25 protein-coding genes are annotated in these 26281 nt (G+C 68.8%); 16 read left to right on the top strand and 9 right to left on the bottom strand.

Annotated features, from left to right (window positions below; translation table 11 throughout):
- Positions 1–76 precede the first annotated feature (76 nt).
- Both DJ74_RS03150 and DJ74_RS03155 read right to left on the bottom strand, forming a co-directional pair.
- Positions 77–1300 (bottom strand): CaiB/BaiF CoA-transferase family protein, encoded by a 1224-nt coding sequence (locus DJ74_RS03150; RefSeq protein ID WP_094526332.1) that lies wholly within the window; start codon positions 1298–1300, stop codon positions 77–79.
- The gene (locus DJ74_RS03155; protein WP_094522101.1) at positions 1297–2079 is read right to left on the bottom strand and encodes an enoyl-CoA hydratase/isomerase family protein; all 783 of its coding nucleotides are present in this window, start codon (positions 2077–2079) and stop codon (positions 1297–1299) included. The genes DJ74_RS03150 and DJ74_RS03155 overlap by 4 nt, the downstream gene beginning before the upstream one ends.
- Before the next feature lie 156 nt (positions 2080–2235).
- Here DJ74_RS03155 and DJ74_RS03160 point away from each other — a divergent pair, with 156 nt between their 5' ends.
- Positions 2236–3291 carry an isocitrate/isopropylmalate dehydrogenase family protein gene (locus DJ74_RS03160; protein ID WP_094526333.1) on the top strand — a complete coding sequence of 352 codons (1056 nt, stop codon included), beginning with the start codon at positions 2236–2238 and terminating at the stop codon, positions 3289–3291.
- A gap of 14 nt (positions 3292–3305) precedes the next feature.
- Here DJ74_RS03160 and DJ74_RS03165 read toward each other — a convergent pair whose 3' ends face one another.
- Positions 3306–3737, bottom strand: coding sequence for a universal stress protein (locus DJ74_RS03165; protein ID WP_094522103.1), 432 nt, complete (start codon positions 3735–3737; stop codon positions 3306–3308).
- 292 nt (positions 3738–4029) lie between these two features.
- Here DJ74_RS03165 and DJ74_RS03170 point away from each other — a divergent pair, with 292 nt between their 5' ends.
- The 5 genes from DJ74_RS03170 to DJ74_RS03190 all read left to right on the top strand — a co-directional run bounded on the left by DJ74_RS03170 (position 4030) and on the right by DJ74_RS03190 (position 9190).
- Positions 4030–5172 (top strand): tripartite tricarboxylate transporter substrate binding protein, encoded by a 1143-nt coding sequence (locus DJ74_RS03170; protein ID WP_094522104.1) that lies wholly within the window; start codon positions 4030–4032, stop codon positions 5170–5172.
- A 75-nt stretch (positions 5173–5247) separates the two neighbouring features.
- On the top strand, positions 5248–5907 hold the full coding sequence (locus DJ74_RS03175; protein WP_094522105.1) for a hypothetical protein: 660 nt from the start codon (positions 5248–5250) through the stop codon (positions 5905–5907).
- Positions 5908–7407, top strand: a complete 1500-nt coding sequence (locus DJ74_RS03180) for a tripartite tricarboxylate transporter permease (RefSeq protein WP_094526334.1) — start codon at positions 5908–5910, stop codon at positions 7405–7407.
- Positions 7408–7661: 254 nt separating this feature from the next.
- Entirely contained in the window at positions 7662–8867 is a 1206-nt protein-coding gene (locus DJ74_RS03185) for a thiolase family protein (protein ID WP_254922128.1), read from the top strand.
- Positions 8864–9190: a Zn-ribbon domain-containing OB-fold protein gene (locus tag DJ74_RS03190; protein ID WP_094526336.1), complete on the top strand. Its 327-nt coding sequence runs from the start codon at positions 8864–8866 to the stop codon at positions 9188–9190. The genes DJ74_RS03185 and DJ74_RS03190 overlap by 4 nt, the downstream gene beginning before the upstream one ends.
- A 77-nt stretch (positions 9191–9267) precedes the next feature.
- Here DJ74_RS03190 and DJ74_RS03195 read toward each other — a convergent pair whose 3' ends face one another.
- The gene (locus DJ74_RS03195) at positions 9268–9678 is read right to left on the bottom strand and encodes a cupin domain-containing protein (protein ID WP_094522109.1); all 411 of its coding nucleotides are present in this window, start codon (positions 9676–9678) and stop codon (positions 9268–9270) included.
- Between the two features lie 26 nt (positions 9679–9704).
- Entirely contained in the window at positions 9705–10094 is a 390-nt protein-coding gene (locus DJ74_RS03200) for a VOC family protein (protein ID WP_094526337.1), read from the bottom strand.
- Between the two features lie 125 nt (positions 10095–10219).
- On the opposite strand from DJ74_RS03200, the gene DJ74_RS03205 reads away from it, so the two are divergent.
- Positions 10220–11203 (top strand): NADPH:quinone reductase, encoded by a 984-nt coding sequence (locus DJ74_RS03205; protein ID WP_094526338.1) that lies wholly within the window; start codon positions 10220–10222, stop codon positions 11201–11203.
- A 15-nt stretch (positions 11204–11218) separates the two neighbouring features.
- On the opposite strand, the gene DJ74_RS03210 is transcribed toward DJ74_RS03205, so the two are convergent.
- The 3 genes from DJ74_RS03210 to DJ74_RS03220 form a co-directional block, all read right to left on the bottom strand.
- A complete protein-coding gene (locus tag DJ74_RS03210; RefSeq protein ID WP_094526339.1) occupies positions 11219–12475 on the bottom strand; it encodes a CaiB/BaiF CoA-transferase family protein in 1257 nt (418 codons plus the stop codon).
- Between the two features lie 63 nt (positions 12476–12538).
- Positions 12539–13741 carry an MFS transporter gene (locus tag DJ74_RS03215; RefSeq protein WP_094522113.1) on the bottom strand — a complete coding sequence of 401 codons (1203 nt, stop codon included), beginning with the start codon at positions 13739–13741 and terminating at the stop codon, positions 12539–12541.
- 51 nt (positions 13742–13792) lie between these two features.
- The gene (locus tag DJ74_RS03220) at positions 13793–14554 is read right to left on the bottom strand and encodes an IclR family transcriptional regulator (RefSeq protein WP_094522114.1); all 762 of its coding nucleotides are present in this window, start codon (positions 14552–14554) and stop codon (positions 13793–13795) included.
- Between the two features lie 466 nt (positions 14555–15020).
- Here DJ74_RS03220 and DJ74_RS03225 point away from each other — a divergent pair, with 466 nt between their 5' ends.
- From DJ74_RS03225 to rdfA, 3 genes are all read left to right on the top strand, one after another.
- On the top strand, positions 15021–16370 hold the full coding sequence (locus tag DJ74_RS03225; protein ID WP_094526340.1) for a DUF362 domain-containing protein: 1350 nt from the start codon (positions 15021–15023) through the stop codon (positions 16368–16370).
- A gap of 42 nt (positions 16371–16412) precedes the next feature.
- Complete coding sequence (locus tag DJ74_RS03230; protein ID WP_094526341.1) at positions 16413–18380, top strand: archaea-specific SMC-related protein; 1968 nt, start codon at positions 16413–16415, stop codon at positions 18378–18380.
- Between the two features lie 99 nt (positions 18381–18479).
- Positions 18480–19103: a rod-determining factor RdfA gene (rdfA, locus tag DJ74_RS03235; protein ID WP_094522117.1), complete on the top strand. Its 624-nt coding sequence runs from the start codon at positions 18480–18482 to the stop codon at positions 19101–19103.
- Positions 19104–19118: 15 nt separating this feature from the next.
- Here the strand turns inward: rdfA and DJ74_RS03240 are convergent, their stop codons facing one another.
- Entirely contained in the window at positions 19119–19760 is a 642-nt protein-coding gene (locus DJ74_RS03240; protein ID WP_094522118.1) for a bifunctional 4-hydroxy-2-oxoglutarate aldolase/2-dehydro-3-deoxy-phosphogluconate aldolase, read from the bottom strand.
- Between the two features lie 121 nt (positions 19761–19881).
- Between DJ74_RS03240 and dgoD the strand changes: the two genes are divergently transcribed.
- The 6 genes from dgoD (at position 19882) to DJ74_RS03270 (ending at position 26274) form a co-directional block, all read left to right on the top strand.
- Complete coding sequence (gene dgoD / locus DJ74_RS03245; RefSeq protein ID WP_094526342.1) at positions 19882–21036, top strand: galactonate dehydratase; 1155 nt, start codon at positions 19882–19884, stop codon at positions 21034–21036.
- A gap of 69 nt (positions 21037–21105) precedes the next feature.
- Positions 21106–21927, top strand: coding sequence for an SDR family NAD(P)-dependent oxidoreductase (locus tag DJ74_RS03250; RefSeq protein ID WP_094526343.1), 822 nt, complete (start codon positions 21106–21108; stop codon positions 21925–21927).
- 638 nt (positions 21928–22565) lie between these two features.
- On the top strand, positions 22566–23729 hold the full coding sequence (locus tag DJ74_RS03255) for a hypothetical protein (RefSeq protein ID WP_094526344.1): 1164 nt from the start codon (positions 22566–22568) through the stop codon (positions 23727–23729).
- 193 nt (positions 23730–23922) lie between these two features.
- Positions 23923–24969, top strand: coding sequence for a thiamine pyrophosphate-dependent dehydrogenase E1 component subunit alpha (locus DJ74_RS03260; RefSeq protein ID WP_176451300.1), 1047 nt, complete (start codon positions 23923–23925; stop codon positions 24967–24969).
- Positions 24962–25990 carry an alpha-ketoacid dehydrogenase subunit beta gene (locus DJ74_RS03265; RefSeq protein WP_094522122.1) on the top strand — a complete coding sequence of 343 codons (1029 nt, stop codon included), beginning with the start codon at positions 24962–24964 and terminating at the stop codon, positions 25988–25990. Before DJ74_RS03260 ends, DJ74_RS03265 begins: the two co-directional genes overlap by 8 nt.
- Positions 25987–26274 (top strand): lipoyl domain-containing protein, encoded by a 288-nt coding sequence (locus DJ74_RS03270; RefSeq protein ID WP_094526345.1) that lies wholly within the window; start codon positions 25987–25989, stop codon positions 26272–26274. The genes DJ74_RS03265 and DJ74_RS03270 overlap by 4 nt, the downstream gene beginning before the upstream one ends.
- Positions 26275–26281 lie beyond the last annotated feature (7 nt).

A 26281-nucleotide genomic window follows, 5' to 3' on the forward strand; every position in this document is an offset into this window, starting at 1 on the left:
CGTCTTTGGAGTGGTTCACCGGCGCTCCGCGATCGACTGTTTATAAACAAAAACGACGAGAAACCGTTTTTCCGTATTAGTCGCCGAACGCGCCGCCCTCGCGCCACTCGTCGAGCGTCGTCTGGTCCCCGGCGACGTCGGCGAACACGGACTCCGTGTGCTCGCCCAGACGCGGCGCTGGCGACCGGATAATGTCGTCGTGCTCGGGGAAGTTGATCGGGTGGCCCGGGAGCAGGCACTCGCCCCAGTCGGGGTCGTCGTGTTCGACGACGAGGTCGCGCGCCCGCGTCTGGTCGTAGTGGACGACGTCCTCAACGTCGTTTATCGGGCCGCAGGGGAAGCCGTAGTCGATGAGGCGGTCGAGCCAGTACTCCGTCGACTCCGTCGCAAACTCCGCCTCGATGATCCCGACGACGGCGTCGGCGTGCTCGAACCGGTCGTCGTTCGTCGGGTACTCCGCCAGCTCGTCGCGGCCGACCAGCTCGACGAAGTCGTCCCACCGGTCGTCGCTCGGGACGCCGGTGACGAGGGCGCCGTCGGCGGTCTCGAACCGCTGGTAGGGAACGAGCGTCTGGTGGGAGGTGCCCTGCGGCCCCGGCACCGACCCGTCCATCGAGTACGACGTGAGGTACTCGTTCAGCAGCGTCACGATGGAGTCGAAGAGGCCGACGTCGAACTTGCCGTTGAACGAGTCGGCGGCGGAATCGGCCTCCTCGCCCTCCGAGCCGCCCGCGTTCCCGCGCTCGTAGAGCCGAGCGAGGATCCCGATCGCGGTGAACATCCCGGTCGTGAGGTCGCCGATGGCCTGCCCGATCTTCACTGGCTCGCCGCCCTCGGGACCGGTGACGCTCATGATCCCGCCCTCCGCCTGCAGGATGAGGTCGAGGCCGGCCTGCTCCTTCCGCGGGCCGGTCTCGCCGTACCCCTTGATGCTGGCGTAGACGATCTCCGGGTTCACTTCCTTGGCGGCCTCGTGGCCGACGCCGAGCTTGTCCGTGACGCCGTAGCCGAAGTTCTCGATGAACACGTCGGCCGCCTCCAGCAGCGACAGCGCCGCCTCGGTGCCCGCGTCGGACTTGAGATCGAGCGTGACGGAGCGCTTGTTCCGGTTGTTCGCCATGAAGTAGCCGGACTTGCCGTCGGGGCCGACGCCCTGACTGCGGGCGGGGTCGCCGACGCCGGGGCGCTCGATCTTCACGACGTCGGCGCCCATGTCGGCGAGGAGCGCGCCGCAGAACGGGCCCGCGCGGTGGCCGGTCATCTCCACGACGGTGAGGCCGGCGAGCGGTCCCCCGGTCATGCGTCGTTGAACTCGTCGACGAGCCGTTCCCGTTCGTCGGTCGCGAACTGGTCCCACCAGACCTCGGACTCGAACGCGCGGTTCTCCTCGGCGCTCTGCGCGTCGACCGCGTGGTTGAACGCGCGCTTGGAGTTCTTCACCGCGGACCGGCCCGTGCTCTGGATCGCCTCGACGATGTCACCGACCGTCTCGTCGAGCTCCTCCCGCGGGACGGCGTGGTTGACGAGCCCGATCCGCTCGGCCTCGTCGGCCTCGATCATCCCGGCGGTGTAGACGAGCTCCTTCGCTTTCGCCTCGCCGACGAGCTCGATCGCGCGCCACGTCGAGTTGCCCGTCGGGATCTGGCCGATGTCGGTCACGGGGACGCCGAACTTCGCGTCGTCGACGGCGATCCGCATGTCGCAGTACATCGCGAAGATGAGGCCGCCGCCCACGCAGTACCCGTTGACCTTCGCGATGACGGGCGCGTGGCACTCGAACGGTTTGCGGTACATCTCGTAAAACAGCTCCTGGCGGTCCTTCTGTCGCGGGTCGTGCTCCTCGGCGGAGCCCGCGTACTGCGAGATGTCCGCGCCGGCGGAGAACGCGTCGTCGCCCTCGCCCGTGATCACGACCACGTCGACGGACCGGTCGAGCTGGATCTCGTCGAACGCTCGGAGCAGGTCCAGCATGACCGTGTCGTTGAGCGCGTTGTACACCTCGGGCCGGTGGAACTCGATCGTCGCCACGCCGTCTGTGACGTCGAGCGAGATACTCTCGTAGGCAGTCTCGCTTACCATGACTCAATCTCCCATCGGGGAGTGAAAAGCGTTGTGAGTGGGGTAATCGCGGGCGATGAGCCGCACCGTTCGCGAGGAGCGATCCGGCCTCGAATCGGGCGGGCAAGGGGTGCCACGGCCCAAAGAGTTTAGATTGTGTGAGCGAATTCCGGAACCATGTCATACGAGATAGCGACGATACCAGGTGACGGTATCGGTCCGGAGGTCGTCGACGAAACGCTCCCGCTCCTTCACGAGGCGGCGTCCCGCCACGGCGTCGACGTCGCGTTCACCGAGTACGACTGGGGGACGGAGCGGTACATGGAGACGGGCGAGATGATGCCGGACGACGCGCTCGATCGGATCGTCGACGCGGATTCGATCCTCCTCGGCGCGGTCGGCCATCCGGACGTCCCGGACCACATCACGCTGCACGGGCTCCTGTTACCGATCCGGAAGGGGTTCAACCAGCAGGTGTGCAAGCGCCCGTCGACCCTCTTCGACGGCGTCGAGAGCCCGCTCCGCGGGTACGAGGGCGGTGACATCGACTTCGTCGTGTACCGCGAGAACACGGAGGGGGAGTACTCGGACGCCGGCGGCCGCGTCCACGAGGGGTTCGACCACGAGGTGGCGATCCAGAGCGCGGTCCACACGCGCGAGGGGACGGAGACCATCGTTCGGGCGGCGTTCGAGGCGGCGACGGAGCGCGAGGGACACCTGACGAGCATCACGAAGTCCAACGCGCAGGCGTTCAGCATGACGTTCTGGGACGACGTCGTCGAGGACGTCGCGACCGAGTACCCCGACGTCGAGGTCGAGTCGCTGCTCATCGACGCCGGGAGCATGGACCTCGTCCGCAGGCCGGAGGAGTTCGACGTGTTGGTCGCCTCCAACCTGTTCGGCGACATCCTCACCGACATCGGCGCCATCGTCAGCGGCAGCATGGGGCTCGCGCCGTCCGGGAACATCAACGTCGACGGCGACTACCCGTCGATGTTCGAGCCCGTCCACGGGAGCGCCCCCGACATCGTCGGGCAGGGCGTCGCGAATCCGATGGCGACCGTGCTCTCGGCCGCGATGCTCTTCGAGGACCTCGGTGAGGCGGCGGTCTCCGACGCCCTCTGGAGCGCGGTTCGGGAAGTGCTCGCCGACGAGGACGCCCCGTCGACGCCGGACCTCGGCGGGTCGGCGTCGACCGGGGAGATCGTCGCGGCGATCGAAGAGCGACTCTGATCAGTCGGCTCTGATCAGTCGGTTCGGATCGAGACGACCGGGGTCTCGGAGTTGAGCATCAGGGACTGAACGACGCTCCCGAACAGCGCCTTCCCGACCGGCGACCGCTTCCGACCGGCGATGACGAGGTACCTGGCGTCGTTGGAGTCGGCGTAGTTGCTGATCTCGTCGGCCGGCTCGCCGAGGAGCCCCACCGGCTCCGCGTCGTCGACGCCCGCCTCGTCGATCGCCTCCTGCGAGAACTCCTCGGCGATCTCGAGGACGTCGTCCCTCGGGATCGACTTCCCGGTGTCGGTCACGCTGGTCCGTTCGAGCCCGACGAACTCCGAGCGGGACAGGACGTGGACGACGTGGACGGGCTCGTCGAACGCCTCGCCGAGCTCGTTCGCTTCCTCGACGATACCCGGCGCTCTCTCCGACCGATCGACGGCTGCAACGATTACCATACTGACCGTATTCCGCCCCGGAATATAAAAGGTTCCTCCCGGTGGGTCGACTCGGGTCACGGGGCCGCGGCGCGCGAACCGGCGCGAACGACGATCGGCGACCGAACTGGCTCTCGCCGGTCGACCGGGGCGCACGCCGCCTTTGTATACCAAGTTCGACATCTGACAACGGGAATTTTAATAGAAACATTTATGATATTGCCACCGAATGGCATGCATGGATACGGCGAAAGCCGAACCCCCGAAAGCGGATCCGGGCGAGAAAACCAGCTGAGCCGACCAACGTGACAAGATGACAGAAGAAACACCAACCGACTCGGTCGAATCGACCTCGAACACGAAGCGGCGACGCTTCCTGCAGGCGATCGGCGCAACCTCCGCCATTTCGCTCGCCGGCTGTTCCGGCAACGGCGGCGACGGCGGCGATGGCGGTGACGGTAGCGACGGCAGTGACGGAAGCGACGGCAGCGACGGAAGCGACGGCAGTGACGGAAGCGACGGCGGCGACGGATGGTCCCCCGAAGGGACGGTCCGGTACATCGTCCCGTACGACGAGGGCGGCGGAACCGACACGTACGCACGCGGGATTCAGCCGGGACTCCGAGAGGCGGTCGGCGAGTCGCTGCAGATCGACAACATCCCGGGCGCCGGGGGTCTGAACGGACTCGGAGAGCTGTACCGCTCGGAGCCCGACGGACAGACCATCGCGGGCAACGCCGGACCGCTCGAAGTCGCGCCGCAGCTGATCAACGAGCCGGACTTCGACATCCGCGACCTCACCGGCCTCGGCGTGGTCGGGCAGTCGACGTGGTGTCTCGTCGTCAACGAGGAGTACCAGGACGAGGTCGAGACGTTCGACGACGTCCTCGCGAAGTACGAGAGCGGCGAGTGGGAGAACATCGGCGTCCAGTCGTCCGGGAGCTCCCAGGACATCATCGTTCTGCTGTACAAGTACGCGTACGAAGACGAGGTCGGCTGGAACTGGCAGAACCGCGTGCAGTACACCGGGACGGGTCCCGTGACGCAGGCGGTCGCCAGCGGCGAGGTCCCGTGCGGTATCGGGACCGACGCCGGGACCCAGTCCGTCGTCGACACGGGCCGCGTCTACCCCGTCGTGACGTTCTTCGGGTCCGGCACCCAGGTCTACCCGGACATCGATTCGGTCACCGACCTCGGCTACCCGGAGATCGACTTCGTCGGCGGCGTCTGGCGCGGCATGTACGGCCCGCCGGAGATGGACCAGGAGATCGCCGACTTCTACGCCGAAGCGCTGGAAGAGACCGTCAACAGCGAGCCCGTGCAGGAGTGGAGCAACGAAACGGGGAACCCGGTCGTGTACGAGGGCCCGGAGGTCGCCGAGCAGAACTTCGCGGACGCCTTCACGCAGTACGAGGAGCTCGAAATCCTCGAACTCGTCAACGAAAACCAGCCCTGAATCGATCGCGGCGCGACCGGCGCGTCGAACTCAATTTATTTATAGTTGGAGTCCAGCGGATCAGATAATACTGTCATGGTCAATTACTCAAAACGACTTGAAGGAATCACGGCGGAACACGTCCTACTCGTAACGCTGCTCGGGCTGTCCGTAGTGTTCTACGTCGACCCGATAATCAAAGATTACCCGGAGAACGCGACGATCTTTCCGCAGTTGATGGCACAGGTCGTCGGGATCGGATCGTTTCTCCTCCTCATACAGAACTACCTCCCGGGACCGCTCCAGAAGTTCGTCGCTCAGGAAGTGAGTATGACGGAGAGCTTCGAGGAGGGCCAAACCGAAGGTGTCGGCGCCATCGAGGACGCCGAGGAGGACGAGGGCTCCACGGACGTCGCGGACACCGCCGTCGACGAGAGGTATCTCGATACCGACGATGACGACGATACCGAGGGCGTCCGGGCGAAAGACCTCCCGCTCCATCAGAAGTGGGGCATCGACATCAACAACACCGTTATCATGATCGTCTTCTCGAGCATCTACTTCGCGCTCGGGTGGGCGGTCGGGTTCCTCTACGTGACGCCGCTGTTCGTCTTCGCGTACACCACGTGGTTCAGAGTGAGACCGCTCAAGTCGGCGTTCCTCGCCGTGCTCGCGACGGTCATCGTGTACGGGTTCATCGTCTTCCTGCTCATGCCGTTCGATCAGGGAGCGATCGTGTTCACGGAGGGGCTCTGAATGGCGGTCGCAAGTCTGGTCGAGGGGATACAGATCGCGGTCAGCTGGCCGGTCATCGGCTGGATGGCCGCCGGGCTGCTCGCGGGGATCGTCCTGGGAGCGCTGCCGGGGATCGGCTCGCCGGTCGGCATGGCGATCGTCCTCCCGCTCACCGTCCCGCTCGATCCGACGCCCGCGCTCATCCTCCTGATCTCGATTTACAGCGGTGCGATGTTCGGCGGGAGCATCTCCGCGATCCTGTTGAACGCCCCCGGGACCGAGTCGGCGGCCGCGACGACGCTCGACGGCTATCCGATGGCGAAGAAGGGGCTCGCGAAGAACGCGCTCGCGATCGCGACGACGGCCTCCGCGTTTAACGGGTTCATCGCCGCGATCCTGTTAGTCCTCATCTCCCCGATCCTCATCGAGGTCGTCCTCCTGTTCGGATCGGTGGAGTACTTCCTCCTCGCGATCCTCGGGATCTCGCTCATCACGATCGTCGCGGACGGGTCGATCGTGAAGGGGATCGTCGCGGGCGCGTTCGGCTTTATGATCTCGACGATGGGCATCGCCATCATGGCGCCGACGCCGCGCTACGCGTTCGGCCAGCTCGCGCTGTACGACGGGCTCAACTTCGTCGCCGCCCTGATCGGGATGTTCGCCTTCGCGGAGATGATGAAGCTCGCGGTCCAAAACCAGATCGCTGAGGACGCGGTCGGCATCACGGGCAGCATCACCGAGGGGATCAAGACGGTGTTCAGGTACCCGAAGTCGCTGTTCAAAGGCGGTGTGATCGGCATGCTGATCGGCGCCGTCCCCGGCTCCGGCGCGACGACGTCGACGTTCGTCGCGTACGCCGAGGAGGCGCGCTCCTCGGCCGCCGCCGGGATATTCGGCGAGGGCGACCCGCGGGGGATCATCGCCCCCGAGGGAGCGAACAACCCGACCGTCAGCGGGTCGCTGGTTCCGACGCTCTCGTTCGGTATTCCCGGGAGCGGTTCGACGGCGGTGTTCCTCGGCGGCATCCTGATGCACGGGCTCCAGCCCGGTCCGGGGCTGTTCGGCGCGCAGCTTCACATCACGTACGCGCTGTTCGTCTCGGTGTTCCTCGGCAACTTCATCATCCTCGCCGTCGGGTACACGGTCATCCCGTACGCGAGCGCGATCACGAAGCTCGACACGGACGTCATCATCCCGATGGTGATCGTCCTCTCGTTCATCGGCGCGTTCAGCCTCAGGCGGAGCTGGTTCGACGCCTTCGGCGTGCTGGCGCTCGGCATCCTCGGCTACTACATGGTGAAGTACAAGTACTCGGTGATAGCGTTCGTCCTCGGGATCGTGCTGGGGCCGATAGCCGAGGAGAACTTCTTCCGCTCGCTACAGCTATCGGGCGGCGGGTACGGCATCTTCGTGTCGCCGAGCCGGCCGCTCTCGCTCGGGATCTCCATCCTGATCCTCCTGGCGCTGTTCGGGCCGTTCCTCGGACCGTACGTGAAAAGGGCGGTGAATAACCTCAGATAGCGCGTCGCCGGACACCCCGGCACGGCGGATCGCTTCGACACTCGGCCGGGCGTCGTTGAGCGCCCGACGACCGACGTACTGCTCGCGGCTCTGTTTTTTAAATGCTCGATCGGACCACCGATGAGCCCGCGCTCCGTCGGCCGCCGAGTCGTTCGCGTCGAGCACGCGCGCCGAGGGCCGCCGAGTCGTTCGCGTGCAACGAGTGGCGGGAACCGTGCCTATAAACCGGTCTAGCGTCTGGGTTAGACCGTACGATGACCGCCCAGAAGCGAGAAGCGCGGGCAGTAGACGCATCACCCGTTCGCGGCGACCCGCCGGCGATAACGGGCGCCGGTATGACGGCGTTCGCGACCGCCGACGACCGGTCGCTCCTCGACCTCCTCCTCGTCGCGGCGGAGCGCGCGCTCGACGACGCCGACCGCGACCCGGCCGACGTGGACTCGGTCCACGTGGGGAACATGGCCGCAGAGGCGTTCAACCGCCGGTCCGGGCTGGCGAACGCGCTCGTCGGCGGGCTCGGCATGACCGGCGTCACGGCCCGACGGGTCGAGAACACAAGCGCGAGCGGCGCCAGCGCGTTTCAGAGCGCCGTCGCGGCGGTCGCGAGCGGGCGGAGCGAACGGGCGCTGGCCGTCGGCGGCGAGAAGATGTCCGCCGCGGACACGGCGACGGCCACCGAGATCATCAGTCGGATCACGCACGACCGGGAGTACGAGCAGGGGGTCACCCTGCCGTCGTTCGGCGGCCTGGCGGCGGCCGCCTACCTGCGCGAGACCGACGCGGACCGGCGCGACTTGGCGCGGGTCGCCGTGAAGAATCACGCGAACGCGTACGCGAACGAGTGCGCCCAGTTCAACAAGCGGATCGACGTGGGGGACGTGCTCGCGTCGCCGTCCGTCGCGTCGCCGCTGCGCCTCTACGACTGCTGTCCGACCAGCGACGGGGCCGCGGCGGTCGTGGTCGAGGCCGGCGCGGCGGCGACCGACGACCCGGTGACGGTCGCCGCCTGCGAGAGCGCCACCGGGACGCACGCGGTCGCCGACCGGACGGACCCGCTGGAGATCGATAGCGTCCGGGTCGCCGGCGAGCGGGCGTACGACGCGGCCGGCTTCGGGGCGGACGCGATTGACCTCGCGTGCATCCACGACGCGTTCACGATCCTCGAGTGGCTGGAGATGGAGGAGCTGGGGCTCGCGCCCGAGGGGCGGGCGTGGGAGCGCACTCGCGACGGGCTGACGGACCTCGACGGGGAGCTCCCGGTCAACCCCGGCGGCGGGCTGAAGGCCCGCGGGCACCCGCTCGGTGCGACGGGGATCTCGCAGGTGATCGAGCTGGTGTGGCAGCTCCGCGGCGACCTGCCCGACGAGCGGGCGGTCGACGGCGCGTCCCGCGGGCTCGCCGTCAACGTCGCCGGGTTCGGAAACAACGCTGTCTGTACGCTGCTGGAGGGCGACGCGTGACCGAACTGCTGGAGTGCCGCGACTGCGGGCACCGGACCTTCTACGAGAAGCACCGCTGTCCGGAGTGCGGCGGGGCGGAATTCGACGGCGTCGCGGCGGGGACCGGCGAGCTGCTGTCGGTGACGACCGTGCACGTCACGCCCGACGGGGTCCGGGAGCCGAACGCGCTCGGGCTCGCCGCGTTCCCCGGCGGCGCGAACGTCGTCGCCCAGCTCGACGAGACGCTCTCGATCGGCGACGGCGTGCGGCTGGTCGGGGACAGAGAGCTCCGGGCCACCGACGACGGGCCGCTGCGGGGCGTCCGTCTCGCGGCCGTCGAGTGAACCGGGGTTGAATGAGCCGCCCCCGAGGGGGCCGTCGCCCGGGAGAACCGGCGGAGACCCGCTTAGTCGCCGACCGGCTACACGTCGCCGCCGTCGAGCTCGTCGAGCGTCGCGATCTTGTGGACGGGGTGGCGGCCCTCGGGCGGCCAACCCATCGCGACGAGCCGGACCGGCTCGTCGAACGGGTTGTGGATCAGGTGCGCGCCGTCGCGGCCCGCGTCGAACCGGACGACGTCGTCCGCCGTCGCGTCGAAGCCGCCCTCGTCGACCTCGACCCGGCACGTCCCGTCGGCGACGTACACCACCTCCTGTTGGTCGTCATGGTAGTGGAAGTGATTCTCCGAGAGCCGCTCGCCGGGCTCTAAGACGGCGACGTTGAGATTGAATGCGTCGATCTCCAGTTCCGGGGAAAGCTCCCAGCGCCGTCCGGGCTTGTCCTCGCGTCGACCGATTTCCTCGGGCGTCACGTGTGTCCAACCATCGGTCATGTACCAGTTACTTTGCTCGGAGCGCATTAAGCATTCGCGTCGTACCGGGCCAACTCGACCAGGTTGCCGTCGGGGTCCCGGACGTACACCGACTCCGTTCGGCCGCGCGCGCCGACCTTCTCGACGGGGCCGTGGACGACCTCGACGCCGCGGTCGCGGAGGTGCCGGCGGAGCGCTTCGAGGGAGTCGTCGACGACGAGACAGAGGTCCCCGCTCCCCGGCGTCGGCCGATCCGCGTGGGGCGAGTACACGGCGTCCGCCGGGTGGAAGTTGATCTTCTGGTCGCCGAACGAGACGGCCCGCCGACCGCCGTCGAACGTCTCGGCCGTGCCGCCGAGTGTCCCCGCGTAGAAGTCGACGGCGCGGTCGACGTCGGCGACGGTCAACACCGCGTGATCGAGCCCGGTGACGTGCATGCGTTCTGTGGGAACGGCGAGCACATAAGCGCTCGGCAGGGCGGAGCGCTCGCCGCGTCGGAGCGCTCCCCGCGGGGCCCGACCGCGGGCACAACACTATACGTCGGTTCGTCGTACGGAGCCGTATGCGTGCCGTCAGATTCCACGACCACGGAGACGAGAGCGTACTGACCGTAGAGACCGTCGACCGGCCCGATCCCGGCCCGGGGGAGGCGCTCGTGCGGATCGAGGCGGCGAGTGTGAACCCGATCGACGAGTACGTGCGCGAGGGGAGCGTGAGCCCACCGTCCGGCCTCCCGCACGTCGGCGGGTCCGACCTCGCCGGGGTCGTCGAGGCGGTCGGCGACGGCGTGACCGCGTTCGAGCCGGGCGATCGCGTGTTCGCGACCGGCCTCGGCCTGTTCTCGCCCGGGACGTACGCGGAGTACACCGCGGCGCCGGTCGACCAGCTCGCGCCGCTGCCCGAGTCGGTCCCGTTCCGGGAGGGGGCAGCGGCCGCGATGGCGTTCGCGACCGCCTGGCGCGCGCTCGTGACCCGCGGCGACCTCCGACTGGGCGACGTCGCGCTGGTCCACGGCGCGTCCGGCGGCGTGGGCCACGCGGCGGTGCAGGTCGCCGCGGCGGCGGGCGCGACCGTCGTCGGCACCGCCCGCGACGGCGAGCCAGCCGCGTTCGCGCGGGAACTCGGCGCCGACGCGGTCGTCGACTACCGGAGCGAGCGCCTCGCCGACGACGTCGCGGCGGCGGCCGAGGGGCGCGAGGTCGACGTGGTGTTCGAGCCGCGGGCGGACGCGCACCTCGCGGCGAACCTGGCGTGCCTGACGCGCGGCGGTCGGATCGTCGTCATCGGGGAGGACGGGCCGATCGCCGTCGACGGCGGGACGTCGATGGCGGCGAAGCAGGCGGACGCGGACCTCCGGTTCATGTCGATCGTGGCCTCCGCGGGCGATCAGGCGGCGATCCTCGAACGGGTCGGCGAGCGCCTCGCCGACGGGACGTTCACCGCGGCGGTCGACTCCGTGTTCGGGCTCGATTCGGTGCCCGAGGCGCTGGCCGAACTGCGCGCCTCGGGAACGCTCGGGAAGGTCGTCCTCGACACGTCTCGCTGATCGCCGGCGCGCCGGTCAGGGCTCCGGGATCGCGCCGGCCTCGATCAGCTCGTCGATGCGGGCGTCGTCGTAGCCGGCCGCTTTCAGCACGCGCACCGTGTCCTCGCCGAGCAGCGGCGGCGCCTTCTCGAACCCCGAGTCGGCCCGGTCGTAGTTGAGCGGGTGTTCGATGACGGGGATCTCCCCCGCCGCGGGGTGGTCGACCGAGCCGACGGCGCCGCGGGCGCGCACCTGCTCGTTATCCAGCGCCTCGTCGACGTCGAACACCGGCCCCACGGGGAGCCCGCGCTCGTCGGCCAGCAGGTCGACCCACTCGTCGGTCGTCTTGGTTCGGAGGACCTCCGAGAGCTCCGCTTCGAGCGCGTCCATGTTGTTCACCCGCGCCGAGTTCGTGGCGAAGCGCTCGTCCGTCGAGAGGTCCTCGCGGCCGATCGCCGCGCAGAACTCCTCCCAGAGCTTCTGGTTCCCGCAGGCGACGTTGATGTGACCGTCGGCCGTCGGGTACATCTGGTACGGCGCGAGCACCGGGTCCTTCGTCCCCATCCGCGAGGTCTCCTCGCCGACGAAGCTCTTGCCGGCCTGCTTCGTGAGCCACGGGAGCGCCGCGTCGAGCATCCCGAGCTCGACGCGCTCGCCCTCCCCGGTCCGCTCGCGGTTGTACAGCGAGGTGACGATCCCGAACGCGGACCACATCGCCGTGATGAGGTCCGTCTGCGGGAGCCCGACCTTCGCCGGCGGGGCGTCGGGGTAGCCCGTGACGCTCATCATGCCGCTCATCCCCTGCACGAGCAGGTCGTACCCCGGTCGGTCGCTCCACGGGCCCGTCTCGCCGAACGCCGAGATCGAGCAGTAGATCAGCTCGTCGTTCCGCTCCCGGAGCGTCTCGTAGTCGACGCCGAGCCGCTCGGCGGTGCCCGGTCGGAAGTTCTCGACGACGACGTCGGCCTCGGCCACGACGTCGTACAGCGCCGTCAGCCCCTCCTCGGTCTTCAGGTTCAGTTCGATGCTCTGCTTGCCGTAGTTCACCGTCCAGAAGTACGGCGACTCGCCCTCCTCGGACGCCGGCTTCCCGGGGCCCTCGTACCCCTCGACGTCGACGAACGGCGGCCCGGAGTACCGGCTGTCGTCGCCGACGCCCGGCCGCTCGACCTTGATCACTTCGGCTCCCTGGTTCGCTAACATCAATGTGGCGAAGCCGCCGGTGACGAACGTCGTCAGGTCGATCACGACGATCTCCTCTAAGAGTCGCTGTCGCTTCTCGTCTGCGCTCATACCTACCACTCCGACGACGAGGTCATAAAAGTTGGGAGATTTCGGGGGGTGCCCGGCGGACGGCTACAGCCGCATCAATAACAGCACCGCGGCGCCGCCGAGCCCGGCGATCCCCGCGAGGAGCAAGAACAGCACGGAGCTCGTCGCGTGCGTGAGCACGAACCCCGCGAGCGACGCGCCGAGGGCCCCGACGCCGAACATCGCGAGATACGTGAACCCGTACGAGAGCCCCTGCACGGCTTCGCCGGCGTTCTCGGCGACGACGACCTGATAGATCGGCGCCGTGCCGTACACGAAGAAACCGATCAGGAGGCAGACCCCGACGAGCGCGACGGTCCCGAGTCCCCGGACGAACGGGAAGGCCGCGGCGAGGCCGGCGAGGACCGCGAAGAAGCCGAAGAACGCGGTGGTGCTGGAGACGCGGTCGGTCAGCCGCCCGCCCACGTACTGGCCGCCGATGCCGACGGTCAGGAGGCCGGTGTACACGTACTGGGCCGGCTGGACGGTCTGGTCGAACAGCTCGAAGGGGCGCAGCGCCGGGGACTCGGCGAGGACGTCCGGGAGGAACGTCAGCAGGCCGCGGTAGTACGTGCCGTACAGCAGCACCGCGACGAGCGCGACCGTGAAGGCGGTCGCGAACAGGGTGCGGGAGTCCCGAGCGGTCTTCCGGAGCTCCTGGGCGATCGAGCCCGTCTCGCCGGCGTCCTCGCCCCCGCCGAGTTCGAACTCGATCCGCGTGCCGGCCAGCCCGACGAGCAGGGCGACGGCCGACAGCGCGCCGGCCGCGAGCCGCCAGTCGGCGAACATGAGGAGCAGCGCCGTGAGGAGCGGGCCGAACGCCGTCCCGACGTTGCCGCCCACGCCGTGATACGCGAACACCGTGCCGCGGGCGTCCGCGGTGCGGCTGATGAGCGAGAGCCCGGCGGGGTGGTAGACGCTCGCGAAACAGCCCCACAGGAGGACGGCGACGGCGAGCGAGACCACGCCGCGCGCGAGGGCCACGATCCCGAACCCGATCCCCATCCCGACGATGGAGGCCAAGATCAGCCGCCGCGAGCTGAACCGGTCGGAGAGGACGCCGCTCACCGGCGCGCCGAGCCCGATGAACGCGTATCCGGCGCCGATGACGGTGCCGATGACGGCCGCCGAGACGTCGAATTCGGCCATCCAGAGCCCGACGAAGAGCGGTATGGAGAGTTCGTACGTGTGAAACATCCCGTGGGCGAGAGAGGTAAATCGCACGAGAGCCCGGTCGTTCGCGTTCATTGGGTTGACGAGCGCCGAGAGACGTAATAAACTCTCGGGGCCCGGCGATCCTCACACGGAGTGTTCGATGTGGAGCTCCAGCTCGTTGACCGCGCCGAGGATCCGCTCGGGGAGCGCCTCCGTGAAGCGATCGCCGGTGATCCGGTTGGCGGGTCCGGAGACGCTCAGCGCGCCGACCACCTCGCCGCCGGCGATCACCGGCGCGCCGATCGCGTGGACGCCCGCCGTCGTCTCCTGTCGGTTGAACGCGTAGCCGCGGTCGCTGATCGCGTCGAGCTCCGCGAACAGCTCCTCGCGGGTCGTGATGGCGTCGTGTCCGGCGTCCAGTCCGCGGTCGTCGAGGATCGCCTCGACGCGGTCCCGGTCGTAGGCCGCGAGGATCGCCTTCCCACCCGCGCTCGTGTGGATCGCGCCGCGCTTGCCCACGTGGGCGCCGGTCTGGACGGCGCTCTGTCCGACTTCGGTGTAGAGGTACACTCGCTCGCCGTTCTCCTCGACGATGAACTGCGCGCGTTCGCCCGTCTCGTCGGCGAGGGCGTCGACCTTCTCCTTGATCATGGGGTACGCCGTCACCCGTCGCTGGATCTGCCCGCCGATCGTGAGGAACTGGAGGCCGAGGGCGTACACGTCGCCGTCGCGGACGACGTACCCGTGTTTCTTCAGGGTGGCGAGGTGGCGGTGGACCGTGCTCGGAGCCAATCCGAGATGCTCGGATAAATCAACGATAGTCATGCCGTCGGTATCTCGCAGTACGTCGATCAGTCGTAACGACGTTTCAGTCGTTTTCGCGACCGATTTGAGCTCTTTTGCCATACACGGTACACCGCCCCAAGCCACTTAACTTCCCGTGTACTCGGATAATAAAGAATATTCGACCGCGTGAGCCGGGCTATATCCCGGGCAGACGCGGCCGAATCGGACCGAAATCTGATTTCGCGGGACGACTCGTCCCGGATTCTGACGCTTGATATCGGCGAGTAAGGCGAAAAAGAGAGTCGTGCCGACTACAGACGTCGATCCGGTATGTTCGGATCCATGTCGGATCTCGACGAAGTTCATTACATCCGTACGTTTGTAACGGCAGTCGGGCCGGCGACGCGGGATCGACGCCTCGCAGGTACCGATCGCGGGGGACGGGCGCCGGGACCGGTCGCGGGAGGGACGGTCGCAGGTGCCGATCGTGGGGGACGGTCGCGAAGGGACGGTCGCGGGGGGTCGGTTTCGGGACGAATCGCGCCGCGGCCCCCACGTTTATGTCGGTCGAGCGGGAGTCGTTCGCATGGACTCACTCGACGACCTCGTCGTGCCCGAGGCGACCGTGCTCGACGCGTGCGGCGACCGACCGCTCCCGGATCTGGGGCTCGTCGAGCGCGACTGGGACACCGATCCGATCCCGAGCGATCGCGTCGAGGCCGCGGCCGCCGAGGCGGTGGCGTCGCTGGAGTTCGCCGGGGTTCCCGAGGGCGGCGAGGTCGCCGTCGGCGCCGGCAGCCGCGGGATAGCGAACCTCCCGTCGATCGTGAGCGGCGTCGTCGGCGCGATCGAGGACGCCGGCTACGACCCCTTCGTGTTCCCGGCGATGGGGAGCCACGGCGGGGCGACCGCGGAGGGACAGCGGGAGATGCTCGAATCCCTCGGCGTGACCCCTGCGGCGATCGGCTGCGAGATCCGGTCGAGCATGGAGGTCGTCCGCGTCGGCGAGACGCCGGACCGGGGCGTTCCCGTGTACGCGGACGCGCACGCCGCCGGCGCCGACGCGATCGTCCCGGTCAACCGGGTGAAGCCCCACACCGACTACGACGGCCCCGTCGAGAGCGGCCTCTCGAAGATGCTCGTCATCGGCATGGGGAAACAGCGAGGGGCGAAGACCGCACACGAGTGGGCGATCGACTGGAGCTTCCGGAACATGATCCCGGAGATCGCGGAGAAGCTGCTGGCCGAGCTCCCGGTCGCGGGCGGCGTCGCGATCGTCGAGGACCAGTTCGACGACACCGCCGTGATCGAGGGCGTCCCCCCGTCCGGCTTCCTCGACCGCGAGGCGGAGCTGCTGGAGCTCGCGTACGACCGCCTGCCGACGATCCCGTTCGACGACGTCGACGTGTTAGTCCTCGACCGACAGGGCAAAGACGTCAGCGGACAGGGGATGGACACGAACGTGATCGGTCGCCGCCCGTTCGCGATCAACGAGCCGGAGCCGGAGCTGCCGGACGTCAAGCGGATCTTCGTGCGAGGGCTGACGGAGACGACACACGGCAACGCCATGGGGATGGGCTCCGCGGACTTCGTCGGCCGCGACCTGGCCGCCGAACTCGACAGCTCGACCACCCTCATCAACGCGATCACCGCGAGTACGACGCGGGGGGTTCGACTCCCGCCGGTCGTCGAGACGGACCGCGCCGGCCTCGTCGCCTCGCTGTCGACCGTCGGCGTCGTCGGCCCCGACGACGCCCGCGTGCTTCGGGCGACGGACACGATGCGGCTCGGCCGGCTGTACGCCTCTCCGGCGCTCGTCGAGGAGGCGCGCGAACGCGACGACCTGCGGGTCCTCGCGGAGCCGAGCCCGATCGAGTTCGACGACGGCCGGTTCGTCGCGCCGACGCCGCACGAAACCGGAGACGGCGGCGATTGAAAGATAGATTTAAGTCCGTGAGAGGATTGAGTAAGATAACCGATGGTTCAGACCTCTCAATCGGTCGTGCGCGTCGACGCTCGAAACGTTGGCGGCATCGACGAGGCGTCCGTGACCCTCCCCGAGGGGGTCTCGGTGTTGGCCGGGCGAAACGCGACGAACCGGACGTCCTTCCTGCAGGCGCTGATGGCCGGGCTCGGGAGTCGTCGGAGCTCGTTGAAGGGCGACGCAGACGAGGGCGCTGTGACCCTCGAAGTCGGGGACGAGACGTACACCCGGACGCTGACGAGACGCGGCGACTCGGTCGCGTTCGGCGGCGACCCGTACCTCGACGACCCGGAGCTCGCGGACCTGTTCGCGTTCCTGTTAGAGAACAACGAGGCGCGTCGGGCCGTCGCGCGCGGCGACGACCTCCAGGAGATCATCATGCGCCCGATCGACACCGACTCGATCGACGCCGAGATCCGGGAGTGCAAACAGGAGCGGTCCGAGATCGAATCCGAGATCGACCGACTCGACGGGCTCGAACGGGACCTCCCCGAGCTCGAGGCCGAGCTCCGGGAGAAGCGGTCGGCCCTCGACGACGCCGAGGCGGAGCTCGAAGCGGTCAGGGAGGAGCTGAACGACCTCGACGCCGGCGTCGAGGAGAGCCGCACCCGGAAGCGGGAGCTCGAGGAGGCGTTCCAGCGCGTTCGCGACGCTCGCTCGGAGCTCGACGACCTCGAGTTCGACCTCGAGACCGAGCGGTCGACGCTGACGGAGCTGAAGGCGGAGCGGGACGAGCTCCGGCAGACGATCGAGTCGGCACAGGAGCCGGAGGAGAGCCCCGATCAGCTCGCCGGACGCGTCGACGAGCTGCGCCGCCGCCAGCGGTCGCTCGACGACGCGATCAACGAGCTCGGCAGCGTCATCAACTTCAACGAGGACATGCTCGACGGGTCGGCGCCCGCCATCGACGTCGGTCGGAGCGGCGACGGCGCGGCCGACGCCGACGGGGCGTCCCGGGCCGGCGACAGTCCGACCGACGCGCTGACCGGCGACGACCGGACGACGTGTTGGACTTGCGGCTCCGAGGTCGAGACCGAACAGATCGAGACGACGCTCGACCGCCTCCGGGACCTGCGGTCGGAGCGGCTCGACGAGCGCAGCGAGCTGCGCTCGGAGATCCAGGAGCTCACCGACCGACAGTCCGCGCTGCGCGAGGCGGAACGCGAGGTCGAGCGCGCCGAGGAGCGGCTCGATACGGTCCACTCGGAGATAGAGGCGACGGAGTCTCGAATCGCCGACCTCGAATCGCGGATCGAGTCGAAGGAGTCGGATATCGAGGAGCTGGAGGCGGAGGCCGAGTCGATCGACGTGGACGGTCACAACGAGGCGCTGGAGCGCCACCGCGAGGCCAACGAGATCGAACTCCGGATCGGGCGGCTAGAGGACGAGATCGAGGAGATCGAAGCGCAGATCGACGAGCGGGAGGAGGCGATCGAGCGCCGCGAGGATCTCGAAGCCGAGCGGGAGGCGGTCGCGGACCGGCTGACGGAGCTGCGAACGCGGGTCGACCGGCTGGAGGAGAGCGCCGTCGAGGAGTTCAACGAACACATGGCGACCGTCCTCGACATCCTCGAGTACGAGAACCTCGACCGGATCTGGATCGAGCGCCGCGAGACCGACGTGCGCGAGGGGCGGCAGAAGGTCACGCAGACGCGGTTCGACCTCCACATCGTCCGCTCGTCTCCCGACGGCGCGGCGTACGAGGACACCGTCGACCACCTCTCCGAGAGCGAGCGCGAGGTGACCGGACTGGTGTTCGCCCTGGCGGGATACCTGGTTCACGACGTCCACGAGACGGTGCCGTTCATCATCCTCGACTCGCTGGAGGCGATCGACTCGGACCGCATCGCCCGCGTGGTCGACTACTTCCGCGACCACGCCGACTACCTCGTGGCCGCGCTGCTCCCCGAGGACGCCGCCGCGCTCCCCGACGAGTACGCGTACGTCGAGCAGATCGAGTGACTCCGGACCGCCACTGATCGGTTCGGAACCGGCGCCGTCCGGTGCCGGAACGCGGCGTGACACCGATACCCTTGTAACGCTACCCCTCGATCGATCGGTATGACCGGCGAGGACGGACCGAACACGAAGGTCGGCCGAGTGATCGAGGCGTACGACCTCGACGAGATGGGGCCGACGCTCGAGGCCGAGTGGACGGGCGAGACGGGCGAGCGCACGAGCCTGCGGGATCTCGCCGACGAGTTCAACGAGGCGGTGTTGACGGCGGCGGTCCGCGAGACCGCCAACCCGTCGCTCGACGTCGAGATATCGAGCACGTACGAGGCGCTGCAGGACGGGACCGGCTCGGAAGTGACTCGGGCGCGACGGCGGCTCGAACGCAAGGGCGTGGACGTCGACGAGCTGACGGGGGACTTCGTCACGCACCAGGCGATCCACACGTACCTCACCGAGGACCGCGGAGCGAGCCTCCCGACCGACGATGAGGGCCGCGTCGAACGGAAGATCCAGACGATCGAGAAGCTGCAGGGGCGGCTCTCGGCGGTCAGCGAGTCGGCGATCTCGTCGCTCGCGAACGCCGACGAGCTCGACCGAGACGACTACGATGTCCTCGTCGACGTGCGGGCCGTCTGTCCCCACTGCGGGGCTGACGCGCCTGTCAGCGAGCTCATCCGGCGCGGCGGCTGCGGCTGCGAGACCGGAGACGCCGCGGCGGACGGCGACTGACTCGCGACCGGCCGACTACCGCTCTCTGGCCGCCGCGACCGCGTCGACCGTCCGGCGCGCGTTCTCCGCGATGCGCTCGAACTCCCCGTTCGCGACGGCGTCGTCGTCGACGATCGCGCTGCCGACCCCGACGGCGACGGCGCCGGCCTCGACGTAGTCGCCGGCGTTCGCGGGGCCGACCCCGCCGGTGGGCACCAGGGGGATCTGCGGGAGCGGGCCGCCGAGGGCCGCGACGTGTTCGGGTCCGCCGGTCGCGGCCGGGAACACCTTCACGAAGTCGGCGCCGGCCTCGGACGCGCGGAGGGCCTCCGTCGGGGTGAACGCGCCGGTCGCGACCGGCGTCCCGTAGCGGTTCGCGGTCTCGATCACGCCGGCGTCGACCGTCGGCGTGACGAGGAACTGGGCGCCCGCGAGCTGGACCGCCCGGGCGGTCTCCGCGTCGAGGACCGTCCCGGCGCCGACGAGGACGTCGTCGAACCGGTCGGCGAGCGCGCCGATCGTCTCCGTGACGGCCGGCGTGTCCGCGGTCACTTCGAGCGCCGTGACGCCGCCGTCGACGACCGCGTCCGCCACGTCGATCGCCGCGTCCGGGTCCACGCCGCGGAGGATCGCGACGACCCCGCCCTCGCGGATCCGGTCGGCTCGTCGTGAGTGCATACCCGCATCCGCGACGGCGACCCTAATAAATGGGACGGCTCGCGGGCAACGCTCGCTCCCGGCGACCGCCGATCCACCCGAAACGACTAACAGCGCCGGTGGGGTACTCCCAGGCGATCAGATGAGCGAAATCGTCGACTACGAGCTGTTCGAGGTGCCGCCGCGGTGGCTCTTCCTGCGCGTCGAGACCGCAGACGGAACGGTCGGGTGGGGAGAGCCGGTCGTCGAGGGGCGGTCGAAGACGGTGCGGACCGCCGTCGAGGAGCTGTTCGAGAGCTACCTGCTCGGGGAGGAGGCCGGTCGGATCGAGGACCACTGGCAGGCGATGTACCGCGGCGGCTTCTACCGCGGCGGGCCGGTGCTGATGAGCGCCATCGCCGGCGTCGACCAGGCGCTGTGGGACATCAAGGGGAAGCAACTCGGCGTCCCCGTCCACGACCTGCTCGGCGGGGCGGCGCGCGACCGCATTCGGGTGTACCAGTGGATCGGCGGCGATCGGCCCTCCGACGTGGCCGAACAGGCGCGCGAACAGGTCGAGGCGGGATTCACGGCGCTGAAGATGAACGCGACCGAGGAGATGGAGCGGGTCGACGACCCCGCGACCGTCGACGCCGCCGCGCGGCGACTGCGCGAGGTCCGGGAGGCCGTCGGCGACGAGGTCGGGATCGGCGTCGACTTCCACGGGCGGGTGTCCAAGCCGACGGCGAAGCGCCTCGTGGCGGCGCTGGAGCCGTACGACCCCATGTTCGTCGAGGAGCCCGTCCTGTCGGGGCACAACGACGCCCTCCCGCAGATCGCCGCGCACACGACGACGCCGATCGCGACCGGCGAGCGCATGTACTCGCGGTGGGACTTCAAGGAGGTGTTCGAGAGCGGCGCCGTCGACGTGATCCAGCCGGACCTCTCGCACGCGGGCGGGATCACCGAGGTGCGGAAGATCGCCGCGATGGCCGAGGCGTACGACGTGGCGATGGCCCCTCACTGCCCGCTCGGCCCGATCGCGCTCGCCGCCTGCCTGCAGGTGGACGCCTGCTCGCCGAACGCCTTCATCCAGGAGCAGAGCCTCGACATCCACTACAACGAGACGAGCGACGTGCTCGACTACCTCGCGGACCCGTCCGTCTTCGACTACGAGGACGGGTACGTGCGGATCCCCGACGGCCCCGGGCTCGGGATCGAGATCGACGAGGAGCACGTCCGCGAGCAGGCCGAGAGGGACGTGGACTGGCACAACCCCGTGTGGCGGCACGCCGACGGGAGCGTCGCCGAGTGGTGAGGCGAGAGCGGGGGTCGTCCAGGGGGGCGGGGACCCGCGGGCGGTGATTATTTCACCGGCGGCGCCGGCATGACACGTATGTCACCGAGCGATCCGACCGAGAACGCCGTCGCGGACAGACACGCGGACACCGTCGCCCTCGTCACCGGCTCCACCCGAGGGATCGGCGCGGGCGTCGCCCGTCGCTTCGCCGCCGAGGGCGCCGCGGTCGTGGTGACCGGGCGCTCCGCCGACCGCGGCGAGGCCGTCGTCGACGAGATCGAGTCGGCGGGCGGCGACGCGACGTTCGTCCGGGCCGACATGCGCGAGCCGGCGGAGATCGAGGCGCTCGTCGACCACGCCGTCGCGGAGCACGGGCGGATCGACGTGCTGGTGAACAACGCTGGCGTCCAGACGGAGACGACCGCTCGCGAGGCGACGATCGACGACTGGGAGTTCGTCGTCGAGACCGACTTCCGGTCGTTCTGGCTGTGCGCGAAGCACGCGGCCGAGCGGATGCCCCCGGGCGGGACGATCCTCAACACCTCCTCGAACCACGCGTTCCTCACGATGCCGGGGCTGTTCCCGTACAACGCGGTCAAGGCCGGGATCAACGGAATGACCCGCGCGCTGGCGCTGGAGCTCGGTCCAGACGGGATCACGGTGAACACGATCAGCCCCGGCTGGATCGAGATCGAACGGACCCGGGAGGAACTGGGCGACGACTACGAGCACACGGCGGACATCCACCCGGTCGGTCGCCTCGGGAAACCGGCCGACGTGGCCGGACTCGCTGCGTTCCTCGCGAGCGACGACGCGGACTTCATCACCGGCGAGAGCGTCCTCGTCGACGGCGGGCGCTCGCAGGTGATGCAGGACGACAGCTACCTCGACTACCGCCGGAATCGGTGACGAGGCGGCGACCCCTCCGACGGCTGCGACGGCTGTGACGGCGGTGCGGTGGCAATGCGTTCCGTCGACGGCGGCGGTCGAGCCGAGACCGGGCCGACATTTATATAAGTAATAGTATAGTTATAGATAAATACTGGATAGATGTTATTTCGATCGTGAGAGTCAGTCGTTCGGAGTCGGTCGATACGTCGGCGTTCGTTCCGTTTGCGTTCTCGGGTTATCAGACGCCTGAAACCGCCTCTGACGCCGACTCGTCGACGAACGATCACCATCGATCGGCGCGTCTACGACTCGTTCGAGCGTCACCGCTCAGTCCTCGGTTGTCGATCCCCTCGGCCGAGCGGTCCGTCGTCGGATTCGAATCCCGTTCGACCGACGTATATGGGCCGTTATCGGCGCATATCGAGAACTGGCGTCGTGAGAGGTCAGCTTCTCCGTCGACGCGAAACGCCAATGTGATCGCCGATACGGAACGAACAGAGACGATCCACGTAACTGCTGTATATAAGGATTATATTATACCTGTATATCTGGTAATTTGTCGATCCGCTGCTGTGGCACCACCGCGTCGTCGAGGTCGAGAACCTCATCGATCGAACGGGAGAATCGTTTATTGCCCGCGGGGCGCACGGCCCCGTATGGACGAGGCGGCGGTGTTCGACCGCGTCGTGACCGCGCTCGACGAGCGGAACTACGAGCCGCTGGTGCACGTCCCGGACGCCCACAGCGAGACGTACGCCGACGTGCTCGACCGCTGTCGCCGCCACGAGATCGCGATCCGGGGGCGGTACCCGGACGTGCTCGGCTTCACCGACGCGGACCGCGTGTTCGCGATCGAGGTGAAGGGGTCGACGAACCTCCTCCGCGGCATCGGGCAGGCGATGACGTACCAGCAGGGCGCGCACGTCTCGTACCTCGCGGGCGACGGCGAGGCCGTCGCGCCGCACGCGAACCTGCTCCGGTCGAAGGGGGTCGGCGTCATCGGCGTCGACGCCGACGGGGCGACCTCGTGGAGCGACCCGCCGAGCGCGGAGTCGGCCGAGGAGGTCGCCGACATCGAGGGACAGCTGTCCGTCAGGCTTCGGAGCGACGCGTTCGGCGGCGACGTCACGACCCTGAGCCTCGCGCAACCGCTGAACTACCTCGCGCCGGTCGTCGCCCTCGATCGGTACGGGCCGCTCGCGCGCGACGAACTCGTCGACGTCATCGCCGACGAGTACGGGTTCGGCGCCGGCGACGAGACCGCTACGAGCGCTCGGACCCTCGGCCTCCTCGCGCTCGGCTCGCCGAACGAGCTGACCTCGCAGGGCGAGCTGGCCGCGACGGTGCTCCGCGGGTACGGGATCGAGGACCTCGGCGACCTCCGATTGACGAAGGCGGACGTCGGCCGGGACACGGTCGCCGAGGTCCACCCGCCGCTCGCGGTGCTCCTCCGGAACTCCTTCTCCAGACACCCCGAGTTCGGCCTGCTGCTCGACGCGCTCCGCAAGGAGGGGCCGCGCGTGCAGTTCCTCGACCTCGTCGAGCGGCTGGTCCGCGAGTACCCGAACGTGTTCCTGAGCGCGTTCTGCACGACGCGGGGCGCCGCCCGCGCCCGAGAGCTGATCGAGCGGGGGAAGACCGCTCGGCTCTATCGAGACCCGTCGGTCTGGCGGGACGTGATCCGCACCAACGTCCTGTTCAACTTCGTCCAGCAGCTGAAACACGTCGGCGTGCTCGCGCCCGAAACGCGCAGTCACAGCGGGGCGATCGCCGAGTACGACCCCGACGAGAAGCCGTGGATCGTCGCCGACCCGGGCTAGGCGTCCGGAGCCGCGGCCGAAGGCGGACCGACGCGACCGAAGGCGGACCGACGCGACCGAAGGCGGACCGACGCGACCGAAGGCGGACCGACGCGACCGGAAAGCGACCCGCCGGCGGCGGATACGGGTCGGACATGTCGTTCGAATATCACCCGAAGTATCTAGTATTATTAACCGTGTACATTACTGTGGCATGGTATCAGTAGGCAAGATGCGCGAGCTGTACGCCGACATGGTAACGGCGCGGTACTACGAGGAACGCCTCCAGGAGGAGTACCTGAAGGGGAAACAGCCGGCGTTCGACATCTCCGCGGGACCGATCCCCGGCGAACTCCACCTCGCGGCGGGCCAGGAAGCGGCCGCTGTGGGCGTTTGTCACCATCTCCGGTCGGACGACACCGTGACGGCGCCACACCGACCGCACCACGTCGCCATCGCGAAGGGCGTCGATCTGAAGCGAATGACCGCCGAGATATTCGGCCGGAAGACCGGTCTCGGCAAGGGGAAGGGCGGTCACATGCACCTGTTCGACCCCGACGTGAACTTCGCGTGTAGCGGGATCATCGCCGAGGGATGTCCGCCGGCGGCCGGGGCGGCGTTGGCGGCGAAAAAGCGGAACGAGGACGCCGTCGCGGTCGCGTTCCTCGGCGAGGGGGCGATCGACCAGGGGGCGTTCCTCGAGTCGCTGAACTTCGCGAGCGTCCGCGACCTGCCGGTCGTCTTCGTCGTCGAGGACAACGACTGGGCGATCAGCATGCCGAAAGAGCGCGTCACCGACGTGGAGGACGGCTCGAAGCGGGCGGCCGGGTTCGACATGCCCGGCGTCCGCGTCGACCGTGACGACGCGCTCGCTGTCTACGAGGCGGCGGGCGAGGCGGTCGGGCGCGCTCGGGACCGAAACGGACCCACGCTCCTGGAGGTGCAGGTCCACCGCCGGATGGGCCACTTCATGGGCGACCCGCAGACGTACCGGTCCGAGGACGACGAGGAGGCGGCGCTCGCTCGCGACTCGATCGACAGGATGGAGTCGGCGCTGCGGGACCACGGCGTCGACGACGACGGACTCGCGGCGGTCCGCGACGACGCGGAAGCGCGGGTCGAAGAGGCGATCGCGTGGGCGAAAGAACAGCCGCAGCCGGAGCCCGAGGACGCCTACGAGGACGTGTTCGTGAACCCGCCCTCGGGCGTGACGACGGACGAACCGGAGTTCGAGCTCGCGGAGGTGAACGGCGATGAGTGAGACGGAGGGCGTCGTCGACCGCGAGCTGACGATGAGCCGCGCGATGGTCGAGTCGATCGCCCACGAGATGCGCGAGAACGAGGAGGTGTTCTACATGGGCGAGGACGTCGCCGACTACGGCGGCATCTTCGACAGCACGCAGGGGCTGCTCGACGAGTTCGGCCGCGACCGGATCATGGACGTACCGATCAGCGAGACCGCGTACCTCGGGGCGGCGGTCGGCGCCGCGCAGGAGGGGATGCGGCCCGTCGCGGAGCTGATGTTCGCGGACTTCTTCGGCGTCGCGATGGACCAGATCTACAACCAGCTCGCGAAGAACACCTACATGAGCGGCGGCAACGTGAACGTGCCGCTCGTGCTCACGGCCGCCGTCGGCGGGACGTACAACGACGCGGCCCAGCACTCGCAGACCCTGTACGGGACGTTCGCGCACGTCCCCGGGCTGAAGGTCGTCGTGCCGTCGACCGCCTACGACGCGAAGGGGTTGATGCACAACGCGATCCGCGACGACGACCCGGTGATGTACCTGTTCCACAAGCGGCTGATGGGGATCGGCTGGATGCCGGCGCCCGACGGCCCGAAGACGCCGGTCCCAGAGACGGACTACACCATTCCCTTCGGGTCGGCGGACGTCAAGCGCGAGGGCGCCGACGTCACCGTGGTCACGCTCGGGCTCCACGTCCACCGCGCGCTCGACGCGGCGGAGTCGCTCGCGGCGGCGGGCGTCGACGTGGAGGTCGTCGACCTCCGGACGCTGGTTCCGCTCGACATCGACACCGTCCTCGAGTCGGTCCGGAAGACCGGGCGGCTCGTCGTCGTCGACGAGGACTACCGGTCGTTCGGCGTCACCGGAGAGGTCGTCGCGAGCGTCGCCGACCGCGACCTCGGCGCGCTCGACGCCGTGGAGCGAGTGGCCGTCCCGGACGTCCCGATCCCGTACGCCCGTCCGATGGAGGACGAGGTGATCCCGGACGCGGGCGATATCGAGGAGCGCGTTCGAGCGGTCCTGTCCGCGGAATGAGCGAGCGACGACTGGCGGCCGACGGCAGCACCGGGATGCGGGTCGCGGTCCGCGCGACCGGCGACTGGGAAGCGGACGTCGACGAGACCGAGGGCATCCTCGTCGACTGGTTCGCCCGCGAGGGCCGGTCGGTCGAGGCGGGCGACACGCTCTGTGAGATACAGGTCGAGAAGGTGAGCGTCGACGTCCCCGCGCCCGTGGCCGGGACGCTCGACGAGGTCGTCGTGGCCGAGGACGACACGTTCGAGATCGGCGACACGCTCGGGTGGATCCGGACCGAGTGACCGCTCG

Origin of the sequence: Halorubrum sp. Ea8 (assembly GCF_002252925.1) — an archaeon.
In the GTDB taxonomy this organism is placed as follows: Archaea; Halobacteriota; Halobacteria; order Halobacteriales; family Haloferacaceae; genus Halorubrum.